Below are 14,991 nucleotides of genomic sequence, written 5' to 3'. Positions count from 1 at the left end.
ATGAATATTTAATGTTATTCTTATTTTTTAATGAATTTAAAGCTCTCTGAAATATTATTATCTTTTACGGTGATAATATAATTTCCTTTTAACAATTCAGTCACATTTACCTTATTATTGTCAATTGATCCTTTTTTCACAATTTGACCTACTGCATTGTGGATTTCAAAGGTTGCTTTATGAGAAACCTTGGTAATGTTTAAGATATCATTTACAGGGTTTGGATAAATTCCAAAATTATTATCTTTCTTATTCACTTCACTTGTCCCTAAAGTCTGAGCTTTCATGTACTTACTTTGGTTAAGTCCAAAGCTTGAGCCTGAGATTAAGGTAGTTCCTGCCTGATTTTTAATATTATAATATCCACCATCTAAATAAATACCATCTCCATAGACATCAGAAATAGTGAATGTATAACAGTCATCCGGGTTTAATGTCCAGTTTAGGGTGATTAATTCAGGGAGTGATGTAGCATTATCTGGTGAATCCGGATAAGCACTTCCACTGTATACTACAGTACCAGAACTATTTTTCAATTCCCAGCTTGTTTCCGATCCATAATAATCTAGCTGAAGGTTAAATACAACATTAACCCCTACTGCTATTGGTGCTCCCACATAGGTTGAGTTAACAGTATTATTGGTTGCTCTTTGATCTGCTCCACCATTTACTGATGCAATATTGATCGTCATTGGACCACCCAAAGTTCCTGCTGCTACCGGAAGACTAAGTAATTGAGATTTATCTTGTGCCAAGTTACCCGCCCAAGTGAAAGGAGCCTGCGCTACACCATTAATTGTATAGTTAATCGTAGCAGCTGTAAGTGCACCTGTCCCTCTATTAAATAATGATACCGGAACGTTCTGAGATGCTGAACAAGTTATTGCTGCGCACGTTCTTTCTAGCTTAACTTCCGCATCATTTGGAAATAATGGAATTGGAAGATCCTTAGTGGAAGTCTTTAATGATGCTCTCCTAGGAGAATTGTTCATTACAGCTGTAATTCTGTCTTTCTGATTAATGGTAAAGATATTCATACAAGCATCATTGGTATAATCCATATAGTTTTGAACCATTTCCAATACTGCAGGATCATTACAACTTACAATTTCAGAGCATACATAATTCTCTTCATGAGCTACAGGTGTATCTGCACAGAAGTCATCCCCACATTGAGCATCTCCCCAAATATGTCTTAAACCAAGAAAGTGTCCTACTTCATGGGTCATTGTTCTTCCTTTATTATAAGTAGGATTCAATAAAAAATTATTTCCTAAATCACTACTTCCGAAAGCATCATACCCAGCAACTACTCCATCCGTTATACCATATCCCATTAATGGATCCAGCCCAGGAAGATTTGACCCATCCGGGAACTGAGCATATCCTAATAAATTGGTATTCGGAGCAGCAAACTTTACACTCCACATATTCATGTACTGAGTAGGATCCCAGATTGTTTCTGGTTTTACATACGCCTCAATTGCTTTTTTGTTAAAGGCTGTAGTACATAAATTTACTCTATCTATTCCGTTCGTTGGATTCCCATTTGGATCTACTTTTGCCAACGCAAACTGAAGCTGTACGTCAGCTCCCACCACATTAGTGTTAAATCCCGGAGTCCCTGCCAGTTTACGATAATCCTGATTCATCACTGTTATTTGAGATATTACCTGCTCATCTATAATGTTTGGAGCAGTTCCTACGGGCTGTCCGCCATGAATAACGTGAACCACTACAGGAATGGTAACAATACCTCCGTTCTGAGATCTTTCATTTTTAGCTTTCTGAACCAGTGGCTTTATCCAAGCCTCAAATTGATCCGTACTCATTCTTCCATGAAAGTTCTTTTTTAAAAACTCTTCATATTCAACAGTACCACATTTTTCGAAACCGTGAGATTTAGCTAGCTGTTGTGGAGTTTTTTGAGTAAATTCAAATTTCTTTCCTATTCCATTAATATTCTGTGCACTCATTAGACCGGCACATAATAAAGGGAATAAAAAGAGGGATTTTGAAGTAGTAGATTTTTGCATTTCTTATTTTTATTAACTTTACAAATATATTAGTTTTTAATAAAATTAATAATAGATATAAAAAAAATAATAAATAATATACTTAAATTTAAAACAATGAAAGGCCAATTACCATTAATACTCGTTTTTTCAACCCTACTAAGTATAAGTTGTACTTCTCAACAAAAAACAGAAATAAATAAAAACATCTCAACATCTAATGTTCAAACATTGAAAATTGAAAAAATAGAATTAAAAGAACAAACAAGAGGAACAAGGAGGTTCGTCACATTCACGCCCAATTCTAAAATTGTATCCTTAAATGGAGAGGTTACCACTTTCCCACTGTCATCTAATGAATGGAAAAAGATCACAGAGCAGATAAACCAGATAGAATTATCAAAAATATCAGCCTTACAGTCTCCTACAGCGGCCCGATTTTCAGACGGAGCACTTAGTGCCACGGTTCTCATTACTGTCGATGGTCAGACTTATATCTCGTCAAGTTTTGACTCTGGAACCCCTCCAAAAGAACTGGAAAAATTGTACATGGTTATTACAAAATAATAAACCCAGGAGGTTGTCCCGGGTTTATTAATATGATCATTGATAGTTTGTTCTCTAAAATTTGTATGCAATATTCCATGCAAAACCCATATTGAATTTTGAAGAACTCCTTCCAAATCCCGGAATAATCATCGGGGAAATTTCATCCTGCTTAGAGGTATATACCAAATAGCGGGGTTGAAGATTCACATCAATATAAAAATTGGATTCAAACAATTGTACTCGCCCTCCTAAAGTACCCTCCAGCCAAAAGGAAGATTGCGATGATGCAGGAAATGACTCTGAAGAATTACTCCCTCCAAATCCACGAATAGGGATGGCCATATATTCCTGATTATAAAATGATCCTGCAACTTTTCCTCCTGCATAGAATCCATTAAATTCATTTTCAGCATCCTTTGCCAACATATAAAATGCTCCCAATTTAACAAAAGGACCATTTACTTTAGCATCATACCCATTTTTCTGATATACATTCTTTTCAAATCCGGCCTCAGCTATTGCATGAACATTTCCATTTATTTTTGCGGAAATAAATCCCTGATATAATTTTCTATCGGAAAAGAATCCAAGTCCGGTATTCAAAACATCAAATCCAACCATAAAATTAGGTTCATACTTCCAATGAGCCTTTTTCACTTCTTCTTTTTTGTCCTGAGCCCAGCTTATTACTGAAAATAAACTAAAAAGAAAGGTAAAAATTAGTCTTGTCTTCATTCTCTATTTGATTTTGTCCGATTTCCACCTTTTGAACAGGATTCGAAGTTATTAATTCTGAAGTTAAATTTTCATAGTTTTTCTTGGCACCACATCCGGGAGATACATAGATTGACTTCGTAGTATATTTCACTCTTACCTGGGATTCTGCCCCTTTGATTCGAGTTTTAAAATACACATCTGTATAAGGTGAATCATCCACCCTTAAAGGAATTAGTCTGGAATCAACTTTTACAAGTTTCCCCAGGTCTACTTTTCCCGCCCCATAGTCTACTGATACATATAATGTATCCACAGTCATTTCCTTTCCAGTTGATAGTGTTCTGAAAGCAACCTTCATTCTCGGAGTTCCTTCTCCACTTTCACAGATATCATCATCCCCACCACAGGAAAGAAACATTCCTATAAAGCAGAACATTATGAGAAATTTAAAATACTTCATACTAAAATTTGAATTCAAATTTAATTAAATTATTTCTTAATCAATAATGCAATGTTTTCCACGTGATGAGTTTGTGGAAACATATCTACCGGCAATATTTTTACTAAGGTATAATGATCTTTCATTAAGGCAAGATCTCTTGCCTGTGTAGCAGAGTTACAACTTACATACACTACCTTTTCAGGGGAAAGCTTTAAGATCTGTTCTACAACCTTCTGGTGCATTCCGTCTCTTGGCGGGTCGGTAATCAAAACATCTGCTTTTGGATGATTTTCTAAAAACTCATCATTAAAGACATTTTTCATATCTCCACAATAGAAAGTTGTGTTGGTTAAACCATTCAGTTCAGCATGCTCGATTGCTGCATCAATTGCTTCCTGCACAGATTCGATTCCGATAACTTGTTTTGCATTTCTTGCAACGTATTGAGCAATCGTTCCAGTTCCTGTATATAAATCGTAAACAACTTCATCACCTTTCAGGTCAGCAAACTCTAATGTTTTTCTGTATAGCTCCAACGCTTGTTTGTAATTGGTCTGGAAGAATGATTTTGGCCCTATTTTAAATTTCAACCCGTCCATTTCTTCCATAAGGTAACCTTCTCCGAAATACACATTGATATTTAAATCATAAATAGAATCATTCTGTTTAGAATTAATAGCATACACCAGCGTTTTTATTTGTGGGAACTGTTCCAATAAATAATCAAAAAGCTGAGTGCGGTTTTCTTTTTCTTCTCTGTAAAGCTGGAATAAAACCATCCATTCTCCTTTAGAGTTTTGTCTCATCATTAAAGTTCTCAGGAAACCTTCCTGGTTTTTCACGTCAAAGAAATCTAACCCTTTATTCTCAGCAAATTTTTTAACTGCCAAACGAATTGCATTCGACGGATCTTCCTGAAGGAAACATTCTTTTAAATCTAAAATCTTGCTCCACATTCCCGGAATATGGAAACCAAGCGCATCTCTGCTTCCGAAGTTTTCTTCAGAACTGATTTCATATTGGGTCAACCATCTTGCATTAGAAAAAGAAAATTCCATTTTATTTCTATAGAAATATTGTTCTTCAGCACCTAAAATTGGAACGGTTTCAAAATCTTCAATTCCTCCAATTCTTTTAATATTATTGTAAACTTCTTCTTGTTTAAAATCAAGCTGCTTTTCGTAGCTCATATTCTGCCATTTGCAACCACCACAAGTTCCGAAGTGAAAACATTTTGGATCAACTCTGAATGGTGATTTTTCAACGATTTCTTTTACTTCAGCCTCAAAATATTTTGACTTTGATTTTTTAACTCTTGCATTTACAACGTCTCCAGGAATCGCACCGGAAACCAGAACCGTTTTCCCTTCATCAGTTTTTCCGATAGCTACCCCTTTTGCTCCTGCTGCAAAAAGCTTTATATTTTCAAGAATTACATCTTTCTTCTTTCTCATATCAATTTCTTTTGACGAAGATATCTTTCTACTCTATACCTTCCTCTATTTTCTATTTTTTCTAATAACCTTTGAAACCTTTCAGTTCTAATTTCGTTTGCAAAAATACAATAAAAAAAACCTTATCCGAAGATAAGGTTTCTATACTGTGTTAAAGTTTATTATTTTGTTTGAGCCGGCTGTGGGTTTGCTTGTTGTTGCATAGACGGATCAGCCTGTAATTGCTGTTGCATTTGTATATTCGGATCTACTTTTGGAGCTGAAAGACCGGTTAGCTTATCCAAGATCGTTACTAATTCCGGTTCTCCTAGGTTTACAAGAGATCTACTTGCAATTTTACCATCTTTGTCAATGATTACGAAACAAGGTAACTTGAATCCGTATACGCCATATTTTTTAGCAATATCAGATTCCATTCCTCCTTCTGCATAAGCATTTACTCCCTGAACTCCTTTTAATAAAGAATTACTAGTTTTTGTAAACTGATCTTTCGTATCGTCTACATTTACAAATACGAAGTTCATTTTAGATTTGTAGAAATTAACAATTTCTTTCAAAACAGGTACTGCAGCTTCACCAATGTAAGGGTTCCAAGATGCATAGAAAAATACCATGTATGGTTTTCCATTGTTTTCAGAAAGTTTATAAGCTTTACCATCTTGTTTTACTAAGGAAGCATCAGGTGCTACTTCACCAATTTTAAGCCCGGTAATAGCCATCTGCATTTTCAACAGGTCAGCTTTAATGGTAGCATCTTTAATATCTGTATCAATAATTTTTTTGATTTTGTCAATATTAGCACCAGGAGTTGTTGGGTGAATATCTGACTGAGCCATTACAAATGCTAAAAGATAATCTTTTGCAATCTGTGGCAAATCGTTTTTAGTTTTCAAATATTGAGCAAACATTTCCGAAGTAGTAACTCCCGTTTTTCCTTTACTGTTTGCTTCTGCATATTTTTGGAAGTCAGGAGTCATTTTTACAAGCAAATACTGTCTGTAAAGAGGAATAGACTTCACCATTGCCTCTTTATTATTGTCCAATTGTGCTTCATAATCCTTGAAAGCTTTAGAAGCTTTGTAAGATGGGTTTCCAGCCATTGGACCATGTGACATTTCATAATTGGCAAGTAAGTTTAGAATAGTTACCTTAACATCATTTTTCTTCCATTCCAAAAGGTTTTTGTTTGGATTATTTTTCTTTGCAAGGTCTTCTACATTTTTATTAATGTCTGCTTCTACTTTGTGCATTCCTTTTAAGAATGTACTTTCGTCACCAGACATTAATTGTCCTAAATTAACTTTGTTACCATATTCTGCTAAAAACTTTTGATTCCCCTGAAGAAAGTCATTGTTCTTTTTCGCATCACCGGTAATAATATATTCATTCGGGAAAGTCATTGCATTTCCTGAGATATTAACTTTTTGTCCCCCTTCAAGGTAGATTAGATTCTGCTTATTTGCATAATTGATCACATACATTCCATCCTTGGGAGCTTCGAAGCTACCTGAAAAGTTACCATCCTTATCTAAACCTATATTAATTAAAGGTAAGGTTCCTACTCCTGAAGCTTCAACGAACTCAATTCTTTCTAATGGTGAGCTTCCGGTAATTTTTCCTTTTACTTCTACTTTTTTTGAACAAGACATCACGAAAACCGCAATGATAAACAATAAAAGATATTTTTTCATTTCAATTTTTAATATTACACAAAAATACGCTTTTTAGGGCTTCTTAATTCACACTAATTATTTTTTTTTAAAATTTCATTATTACTGATCAAAAGGGACATTTTAATTACTTTATCTGTCATTTTTTTCAGCAAAATGTTAATTGAAATATATGTTTTCAATACAATTCAACTACCCTCCAAATATATACTTATTAAATAAAGAAAACCTAAGTTCTGACAATAAGTTAACAAACTTTAACAACTCAACAGCCTGCATAAAAAAAACGCCTCCAAAATGAAGGCGTTTTTTATCTATTTTGAATCAATTCTATCCTTGATCTACAAGAGCAGCCATGTATTCTCTATTCATTCTTGCGATGTTCTCAAGAGAAATACCTTTAGGGCATTCAATTTCACAAGCACCGGTATTTGAACAGTTACCGAATCCTTCTTCGTCCATAGCTTTCACCATATTCAAAACTCTTCTCTTAGCTTCTACTCTACCCTGAGGTAATAAAGCATACTGAGAAACTTTAGCTCCAACGAATAACATTGCAGATCCGTTTTTACACGTAGCTACACAAGCTCCACATCCAATACAAGCAGCAGCATCCATTGCCTTGTCTGCATCTTCTTTAGGAACCGGGATTGCATTAGCATCCAGCGTATTACCAGATGTATTTACAGAAATAAAACCTCCTGCAGCCATTACTCTGTCGAATGCGCTTCTGTCTACCATTAAGTCTTTAATAACTGGGAAAGCAGCACTTCTCCAAGGTTCAATAACGATCGTTTCACCGTCTTTGAACATTCTCATGTGAAGCTGACAAGTTGTAATACCTGTATCCGGACCGTGTGCTCTACCGTTGATGTAAAGGGAACACATTCCGCAGATTCCTTCACGACAGTCGTGATCGAAAGCGATAGGTTCCTTTCCTTCGTTAATGATATTTTCGTTCAAAATATCTAACATTTCTAAGAAAGAAGAGTCTGTAGAAACATCTGATATTTTGTAGGTCTCGAACTGACCTTTAGTTTTGCTATTTTTTTGTCTCCAAATTTTTAGGGTAAGATGAAGGCCTTTTTTTGCACTCATAATTATTTTTTTATAGGTTGGAGATTATTTGTAACTTCTTGCTTTAACTTCAATGTTTTCGTAGATCAAGTCTTCTTTATGCAGAACTTCTGTTGTGATATCATCTGTTTGATATTCCCAAGCTCCAACATATTTAAAGTTAACATCATCTCTTTCTGCCTCACCTTCTGAAGTAGCATGATCTTCTCTGAAGTGTCCACCACAAGATTCGTTTCTGTGTAAAGCATCGATAGCCATCAATTGTCCAAGCTCAATAAAATCTGCCACTCTGAATGCTTTTTCAAGCTCAGTGTTCATTCCTTCAGCATCACCAGGAACCTTCACGTCTGCCCAGAATTCTTTTTTCACCTGAGCAATTTCAGCAATAGCTTCTTTCAAACCTTCAGGAGTTCTTCCCATTCCTACCTTATTCCACATGATGTGTCCTAATTTTTTGTGGAAATGATCTACTGAATAAGTTCCTTTATTATTTAAGAAGAAATCAACTTTATCTTTAATTTCTTTTTCAGCTTTATCAAAATCTGCAGAGTTTGTAGGAATTGCACCTGTTCTGATGTCTGCTGAAAGGTAATCTGCAATCGTATAAGGAAGTACGAAATATCCGTCTGCCAAACCTTGCATCAAAGCAGAAGCTCCCAGTCTGTTTGCCCCGTGATCAGAGAAATTAGCTTCACCAATTACGAAACATCCCGGGATTGTAGACTGAAGGTTATAATCAACCCATACACCACCCATTGTATAGTGAACTGCAGGATAGATTTTCATTGGAGTTTTATAAGGATCATCAGCAGTAATCTTTTCGTACATTACGAATAAGTTACCGTATTTCTCTTCGATCCAAGCTTTTCCTAAATCATAGATCTGCTGATCTGTAGGATTGTGAATATGTTTTTCGATAGCGGCTTCTTTACCTTTTTTAATGATTTCTGTAGAGAAATCTAAGTAAACACCTTCTTTCGTTTCATTATTTTCGATTCCGAACCCAGCATCACATCTTTCTTTACCCGCTCTAGATGCAACGTCTCTAGGCACCAAGTTTCCGAATGCAGGATATCTTCTCTCTAAATAATAATCTCTATCTTCTTCTTTAATATTTTCAGGTCTTAATTTACCGTCTCTGATCGCAACTGAATCTTCAATTTTCTTAGGAACCCAAATTCTTCCTGAGTTTCTTAATGATTCAGACATCAAGGTTAATTTAGACTGCTGCGTTCCGTGAACAGGAATACAAGTCGGGTGAATCTGTACATAGCAAGGGTTTGCGAAGTAAGCTCCTTTTTTGTGAATCTTCCAAGCTGCGGAAACGTTTGAACCCATTGCGTTTGTAGAAAGGAAATATACGTTTCCGTAACCTCCTGAAGCAATCACAACAGCGTGAGCAGAATGTCTTTCGATTTCACCTGTTACCAGGTTTCTTGCGATGATTCCTCTTGCTTTTCCGTCAACAATTACAAGGTCTAGCATTTCATGACGATTATACATCTTGATTCTACCTTTACCGATCTGACGGCTCATTGAAGAATATGCACCTAATAATAACTGCTGACCTGTTTGTCCTTTAGCATAGAAAGTTCTTTTTACCTGAACCCCACCAAATGAACGGTTATCTAACTGACCGCCGTAATCTCTACCGAAAGGGACTCCCTGAGAAACACACTGGTCGATAATATTTGCAGAAACTTCAGCTAATCTGTAAACGTTAGCCTCTCTCGCTCTGTAGTCACCACCTTTGATGGTATCGTAGAACAATCTGTAAGTAGAGTCACCGTCTCCCTGATAATTTTTAGCTGCGTTAATACCTCCTTGAGCCGCAATAGAGTGTGCTCTTCTTGGAGAATCTTGGTAGCAAAATGCTTTTACATTATATCCCTGCTCTGCTAAAGTTGCAGCAGCAGAACCACCTGCTAAACCTGTACCAACAACAATAATATCAATCTTATCTCTGTTGTTTGGTGCAACAAGGTTCATATGGTCTTTATGATTTTTCCATTTATCCTTTAGAGGACCCGCTGGAATTCTTGAATCTAACTTACTCATACTAGTATATTGATATTATTGAGTTACAAAATGAAAAACTGCAACGATGATAAATCCTGCAGGAATAAGGATTGAATACCACTTCCCAAAAGCCTTAATTACCGGCGTATACTTTGGATGTCTTGCTCCAATTGACTGGAATGAAGACTGGAATCCGTGAGCCAGGTGTAACCCCAATAATACAAAAGAGATCACATATAAAGCCACTCTCCAAAGATCAGCAAACTTTTCATGAAGTTCCGGCCAGAAACGTTCTGCATCAGGAGCAGTTCCATCAACATACTTGTAAGTGATTTCATGTAGCCAGAAATCATATAAGTGAAGCGCCAAGAAAGCCAACACAACAGCTCCAGAAATAATCATATTTCTAGACATCCATGAAGAATTCACAGAAGCGTTGTTAGATGCATACTTTACCGGACGTGCTTTATTATTCTTGATCTCCAGTACAAACCCCATCGCAAAATGGAAAATTACTGCAAAACCAAGAATAGGCTGCATTAAGAACTGCACAAAAGGATTATAGCCCATAAAGTCAGATGCTGTATTGAAAGCATCCCTGTTCAGGACTGATAACAAATTGGTTGTCAAATGCAGTATAAGAAAAATCAGCAAAAACATAGCTGATAATGCCATAGCGTATTTTCTACCTATCGTAGAACTCGTTAAACCTGCCATATAAGTTTAAATTTGAATTTCCCACAAAATTAAGAAATGTTAACAATATCGAAAAGTGAGAAATCTCACAATTAGGCAGTTTGTAATCTTTCTAAATAAGATCGCAGCATATTATAAAATAAAGGAAAATAAAAAAAAGAGAAAACCTTATTTTATTTCGTAGATATGATCTCTGAAAACTATTTTTTGAGTCGATGGGGGAATTATTTTTATTTCAAAATCATCTATTCTTCGCGAGGAGCAATAAGGAGCAACAATAAATCGTGAAACCTTTTCCTGGTCTGCTATATCCGGAATCCAAAAACAGGCTTTACTTCCTTTTTTTAGAGAAACAATTTTACTTTTATTAAAGGTATGCAGCAGTATTTCTTCTTTTTGATTTTCAAAAATATCAAATCCCATCCTTATCATGAAAAAGAACAAACAAGCCATTGTCAAATTGATGCCATTTTTAAAGTTAAATTTTAGAATCATTGGTCTTAGCCAATATAAGATCACTAATACAGCCAATACTTCAGTCAGATTCATCGGAATATTTTTAATAAATAATAAATCTACCTCCGCAAACCAGTGAATGACCCTCAATAAAATCTGAATAATGAAGTCATACACTTTATCTATAAATATAAAATTAATTCCAAGGGCAATAAGAGCTGTCATTAGGAATGAAAAGACAATAATTATTTCAGAAAAAGGAACTATGATAAAATTAGCAATAATGGAAACAAGGGAAAATTGATGAAAATAATACAAAACCAAAGGAAGAGTGGCCAATTGGGCAGAAAGGGATATTGTAATTGTATTAAAAATCAATTTCTTAAAATAATGATCTGGTTTTGGAAAATATTTTAGCAGGGGTTGATTTAACCAAAATATCCCCAGTACCGCAGCAAAGCTCAGTTGAAACCCAACATCAAAAAGCTGCTGGGTATCCAAAATCAGAATAACAAATGCTGATAGTGCTAATGAGTGAAGTAAATCCGGTTTTCTCTGAAGCAATACGAAGATAAAATAAACACTCAGCATGATGCAGGACCTCAACACAGAATTCCCAAAGCCAATAAAAGCAGCAAACAACCAGATAAATCCTAAGCTTGAAATCACAGCATATTTCCTGAACTGTAAAGGAGTAAAGCGAACGATCAAAAAGTAAAAGATCCCGAAGATCACAACGATATGAGTTCCTGAAATTGCCAAAAAATGCACCAATCCTGATCTGTTGAAATCCTGTACTGTGTCTGCATCCATTTCCGTTCTGTCTGCAAGAATAATTCCTTTTAAAAACTCCCTGGTTTTTCCGGATATTCCTGCTTTATCAATTTTCTTCAGAACGTTGAGCCTATGCTGTTTTATATAATCTGTAAAATTCATATCATTTCTTTCTACAGAAAGTATTTTCTTTGAAAAATAGATCTGATATTCAATATTTTTCCTTTTCAAATAACAGGCATAGTCAAACTGAAAATCATATTGTGGGTGATGAGGTCTTGTAATGTAGGCTTCTGCTTGATAATAGTGTGTAAAGTCCAGCTCCTCACTATCTTTTGGAAGATAAAGAATAGAGTTAAAGTTCATTGATCCTGCCTGTACTTCCCCATCATACTTTCGATATTTCTCAGTAGAATTTAATTTCTGAGAAATTTTAAAAGTAACTGTTTCTTTCTTTTTTACAGGTCCTTCCGCATATGCAGAACCAGTATTATAAAAATGAAGTATAATACCTGTTCCAAAGAATAGCAACCCCAGCAAAATGGCTCTGATTTTATGAAAAAAATAAGACTGAAAAAACATTGAGATTAAAAGGCAGAGGCTAATGACTCCCACCCCATAGACTGCATTTTTTTCCAACAAAATTCTGTCCTGAAAAAAAATTCCAAGGATAAAGCATATGGCTAAAATAAAGATAGGTTGCCTATTCAAAATCAATTAATTACATCTCCAAAGTAGGAAATTAATCAATTGAATATAAGCTCTATGATTGCTAAATAACCATATCTGCTCTTATTAAACAGAGCAATAGAACGCTTATTTTTTTACCGCAAACAATAGGGTTTGCAATAAAAAATTTAAATTCATCTTGTTTTCAAAAATTTATCGGTCAATTGCTTAGTTTCTTTAATGTAAAACCATGGATCACTACCATAATCTTCATATGTGAAATTCTCAGCCTTTTTAGGAATAGCAGGTTCTATTTGTGTTCCCTCATGCCATTCATTAAATGATGTAATTCCAATAAACTCCGGATTTACTTTTACAGCAGCATCAAACATCCTTTCGTAGTATTTACCGTTGTCCCTGCTTTTAAAATTGGCTTCATTCCAAGGTCGTATTCTTGTATCAGAATATCCAGGGCCTACACAAGGTATAAAGATAAGATGATGCTCCTTTGCATAGTTGGAAAGAAAATCCCAATTAGAAGTAGTACTACCAAAAACAAATCCCTCACTGGCAAAGTAGGTGTAAAACCCATCAAAACTGGCTTTATCAAAAAAAACAGAATCGTTTTTCTCAACCCACAGTCCAATATAAACAGCATCTAGCTCTGTATTTCGAACTGTCTTCTCTCCATCTTTGGACAAGAGTTTTGACCATTCTTCCGGAGCAATTTTATAACTATCATATACGTAGTACAGAGGTTTCCCATCCTTTTTGTAAAAAGCAGGATGCTTAGAATAGGTTTTTACCAGATATGAAAGCTGGTCCCGAAGCTCCGTAATATTTTTATAAAATGGCTCTATATGAAAAGCTACTTTTAAGTTGAAACGATCTGCAATATCCAGATAGTTCTTTACACTTTTATCTGTAAAGGAATCTTTACCTAGCCAACTTAGAATAACCACACCAACCCCAGCCTCTTTCATCATCTTCATATGCTTTTTAATGATCTTTACTTCGCTGGAACTATAGTTACCTAAAGCCGGATAAAAATTGGCCCCTATATCATCTCCTCCTTTGTAATGTCCTAGATTATTCCACTTGGGATTACTCCAGTGAGGAATTATTTCATGGTTCCAATGCTGTAAACTTCCATCGATCGACTGGTTTCCATACCAACCATAATAAAAGATCTGAACTTTATCTCTTGAATTGTTCTGCTGTGCAAAACTATTTGAGAAAAAAAACGTACAAACAATGAATAATAAAAGATTCTTAAAACAATTCATTTTTAACAAAGTAATTTAGGTTCTCAAAAAAGATATTTTTAAACGCTCAAAATCACCTCAGCAGCGTGATCACTGGCTCCTTTACCACCAAGCTTTTCTCTTAAAAGGCTATAGTCATTCAAAACCTGTTCTCTTTTTTCTCCCTCTATGATTTTATTAAGTTCATCTACAAGGTTTTTGGTATTCAAATCATTTTGAATCAACTCCTTTACAACTTCTCTATCCATAATCAAATTAACCAGAGAAATGTAATTGATGTTTTTTACCAATCTTTTGGCAATGGCATAGGAAATTTTACTTCCACGGTAACAAACTACTTCAGGAATATTCAGTAAAGCAGTCTCCAAAGTGGCAGTTCCGGAAGTAACCAGAGCTGCTTTTGAGCACCTCAACAAATCGTATGTTTTATTGGAAACAAAGTGAACACTATCATCAACGTATTTTTGGTAAAATTCCTTGGGAAGACTTGGTGCACCGGCAATCACAAACTGATAATTTTTAAAATGTGGTCTTACAGAAAGCATTATTTCAAGCATTTTTTCAACTTCCTGTTTTCTGGAGCCTGGTAAAAGTGCGATGATTTCTTTTTCGTTCAGTCCGTTTTCTTCTTTAAACTTCTCAATACTGATTTCCTTTAAATCAGAAATGGCATCCAGTAAAGGATGACCTACAAAGTGGGAATGAACGCCGTGTTTTCTATAAAAATCTTCTTCAAACGGAAGAATAACCATCATTTCATCCACATATTTTTTGATAATTTCCACTCTGCCCTCTTTCCATGCCCAAAGCTGTGGAGAAATATAATAAATCACCTTGATCCCAAGTTCTTTGGCAAATCTGGCAATCCTTAAATTAAAACCAGGATAATCTACCAAAATCAAAACATCGGGTTTGTTTTGAATAATATCTTCTTTACAAAATTTGATGTTATTCAAAATGGTTCTTAGGTTCATAACCACTTCCAAAAATCCCATAAAGGCAAGATCACGGTAATGCTTTACCAACGTTCCGCCCTGAGCTGCCATCAGGTCTCCACCCCAAAATCTAAATTCTGCATCTGGATCCTTGTGTTTTAAGGCTTTCATTAAATTACTTCCATGCAAATCACCAGAAGCTTCTCCTGCAATAATGTAATATTTCATTTCCTCCGAAATCTTTCTTGTTTGT

The 14,991-nt window shown here is 35.2% G+C and carries 12 protein-coding genes; 1 reads left to right on the top strand and 11 read right to left on the bottom strand.

Annotation, left to right across the window (positions count from 1 at the left end; all coding sequences use genetic code 11):
• Positions 1–20: 20 nt before the first annotated feature.
• Complete coding sequence (locus SCA31_RS13680) at positions 21–2,036, bottom strand: M43 family zinc metalloprotease (RefSeq protein WP_410697546.1); 2,016 nt, start codon at positions 2,034–2,036, stop codon at positions 21–23.
• Positions 2,037–2,132: 96 nt separating this feature from the next.
• Here SCA31_RS13680 and SCA31_RS13675 point away from each other — a divergent pair, with 96 nt between their 5' ends.
• Positions 2,133–2,582, top strand: a complete 450-nt coding sequence (locus SCA31_RS13675) for a hypothetical protein (protein ID WP_410697545.1) — start codon at positions 2,133–2,135, stop codon at positions 2,580–2,582.
• A 54-nt stretch (positions 2,583–2,636) separates the two neighbouring features.
• Here SCA31_RS13675 and SCA31_RS13670 read toward each other — a convergent pair whose 3' ends face one another.
• From SCA31_RS13670 to lpxB, 10 genes are all read right to left on the bottom strand, one after another.
• Positions 2,637–3,299, bottom strand: coding sequence for a DUF6048 family protein (locus SCA31_RS13670; protein WP_410697544.1), 663 nt, complete (start codon positions 3,297–3,299; stop codon positions 2,637–2,639).
• On the bottom strand, positions 3,265–3,717 hold the full coding sequence (locus SCA31_RS13665; RefSeq protein ID WP_410697543.1) for a DUF6452 family protein: 453 nt from the start codon (positions 3,715–3,717) through the stop codon (positions 3,265–3,267). The genes SCA31_RS13670 and SCA31_RS13665 overlap by 35 nt, the downstream gene beginning before the upstream one ends.
• Positions 3,718–3,770: 53 nt before the next feature.
• Complete coding sequence (gene rlmD / locus SCA31_RS13660) at positions 3,771–5,177, bottom strand: 23S rRNA (uracil(1939)-C(5))-methyltransferase RlmD (protein ID WP_410697542.1); 1,407 nt, start codon at positions 5,175–5,177, stop codon at positions 3,771–3,773.
• A 161-nt stretch (positions 5,178–5,338) separates the two neighbouring features.
• Positions 5,339–6,868: a TlpA family protein disulfide reductase gene (locus SCA31_RS13655; RefSeq protein ID WP_410697541.1), complete on the bottom strand. Its 1,530-nt coding sequence runs from the start codon at positions 6,866–6,868 to the stop codon at positions 5,339–5,341.
• Between the two features lie 309 nt (positions 6,869–7,177).
• The gene (locus tag SCA31_RS13650) at positions 7,178–7,945 is read right to left on the bottom strand and encodes a succinate dehydrogenase/fumarate reductase iron-sulfur subunit (protein WP_109622312.1); all 768 of its coding nucleotides are present in this window, start codon (positions 7,943–7,945) and stop codon (positions 7,178–7,180) included.
• Positions 7,946–7,969: 24 nt separating this feature from the next.
• Complete coding sequence (locus SCA31_RS13645) at positions 7,970–9,982, bottom strand: fumarate reductase/succinate dehydrogenase flavoprotein subunit (protein WP_410697540.1); 2,013 nt, start codon at positions 9,980–9,982, stop codon at positions 7,970–7,972.
• A gap of 15 nt (positions 9,983–9,997) precedes the next feature.
• Positions 9,998–10,660, bottom strand: coding sequence for a succinate dehydrogenase cytochrome b subunit (locus SCA31_RS13640; protein ID WP_076355016.1), 663 nt, complete (start codon positions 10,658–10,660; stop codon positions 9,998–10,000).
• 147 nt (positions 10,661–10,807) lie between these two features.
• A complete protein-coding gene (locus SCA31_RS13635; protein ID WP_410697539.1) occupies positions 10,808–12,580 on the bottom strand; it encodes a ComEC/Rec2 family competence protein in 1,773 nt (590 codons plus the stop codon).
• Positions 12,581–12,732: 152 nt separating this feature from the next.
• Complete coding sequence (locus SCA31_RS13630) at positions 12,733–13,824, bottom strand: glycoside hydrolase family 99 protein (protein WP_410697538.1); 1,092 nt, start codon at positions 13,822–13,824, stop codon at positions 12,733–12,735.
• A gap of 38 nt (positions 13,825–13,862) precedes the next feature.
• On the bottom strand, positions 13,863–14,966 hold the full coding sequence (lpxB, locus tag SCA31_RS13625) for a lipid-A-disaccharide synthase (RefSeq protein WP_410697537.1): 1,104 nt from the start codon (positions 14,964–14,966) through the stop codon (positions 13,863–13,865).
• Positions 14,967–14,991: the final 25 nt, after the last annotated feature.

It is taken from the genome of Chryseobacterium sp. SIMBA_028, from assembly GCF_046535285.1.
Lineage (GTDB): Bacteria > Bacteroidota > Bacteroidia > Flavobacteriales > Weeksellaceae > Chryseobacterium.
Note: the sequence above shows the minus strand (reverse complement) of the source record. Positions and strands in the feature narration are given on the sequence as shown.

Excerpts from the sequence above, each read along its gene's own strand:
- SCA31_RS13680 (WP_410697546.1), bottom strand. The coding sequence starts at position 2,036 with ATGCAAAAATCTACTACTTCAAAATCCCTCTTTTTATTCCCTTTATTA.
- SCA31_RS13675 (WP_410697545.1), top strand. The coding sequence starts at position 2,133 with ATGAAAGGCCAATTACCATTAATACTCGTTTTTTCAACCCTACTAAGT.
- SCA31_RS13670 (WP_410697544.1), bottom strand. The coding sequence starts at position 3,299 with ATGAAGACAAGACTAATTTTTACCTTTCTTTTTAGTTTATTTTCAGTA.
- SCA31_RS13665 (WP_410697543.1), bottom strand. The coding sequence starts at position 3,717 with ATGTTCTGCTTTATAGGAATGTTTCTTTCCTGTGGTGGGGATGATGAT.
- rlmD (WP_410697542.1), bottom strand. The coding sequence starts at position 5,177 with ATGAGAAAGAAGAAAGATGTAATTCTTGAAAATATAAAGCTTTTTGCA.
- SCA31_RS13655 (WP_410697541.1), bottom strand. The coding sequence starts at position 6,868 with ATGAAAAAATATCTTTTATTGTTTATCATTGCGGTTTTCGTGATGTCT.
- SCA31_RS13650 (WP_109622312.1), bottom strand. The coding sequence starts at position 7,945 with ATGAGTGCAAAAAAAGGCCTTCATCTTACCCTAAAAATTTGGAGACAA.
- SCA31_RS13645 (WP_410697540.1), bottom strand. The coding sequence starts at position 9,982 with ATGAGTAAGTTAGATTCAAGAATTCCAGCGGGTCCTCTAAAGGATAAA.
- SCA31_RS13640 (WP_076355016.1), bottom strand. The coding sequence starts at position 10,660 with ATGGCAGGTTTAACGAGTTCTACGATAGGTAGAAAATACGCTATGGCA.
- SCA31_RS13630 (WP_410697538.1), bottom strand. The coding sequence starts at position 13,824 with ATGAATTGTTTTAAGAATCTTTTATTATTCATTGTTTGTACGTTTTTT.
- lpxB (WP_410697537.1), bottom strand. The coding sequence starts at position 14,966 with ATGAAATATTACATTATTGCAGGAGAAGCTTCTGGTGATTTGCATGGA.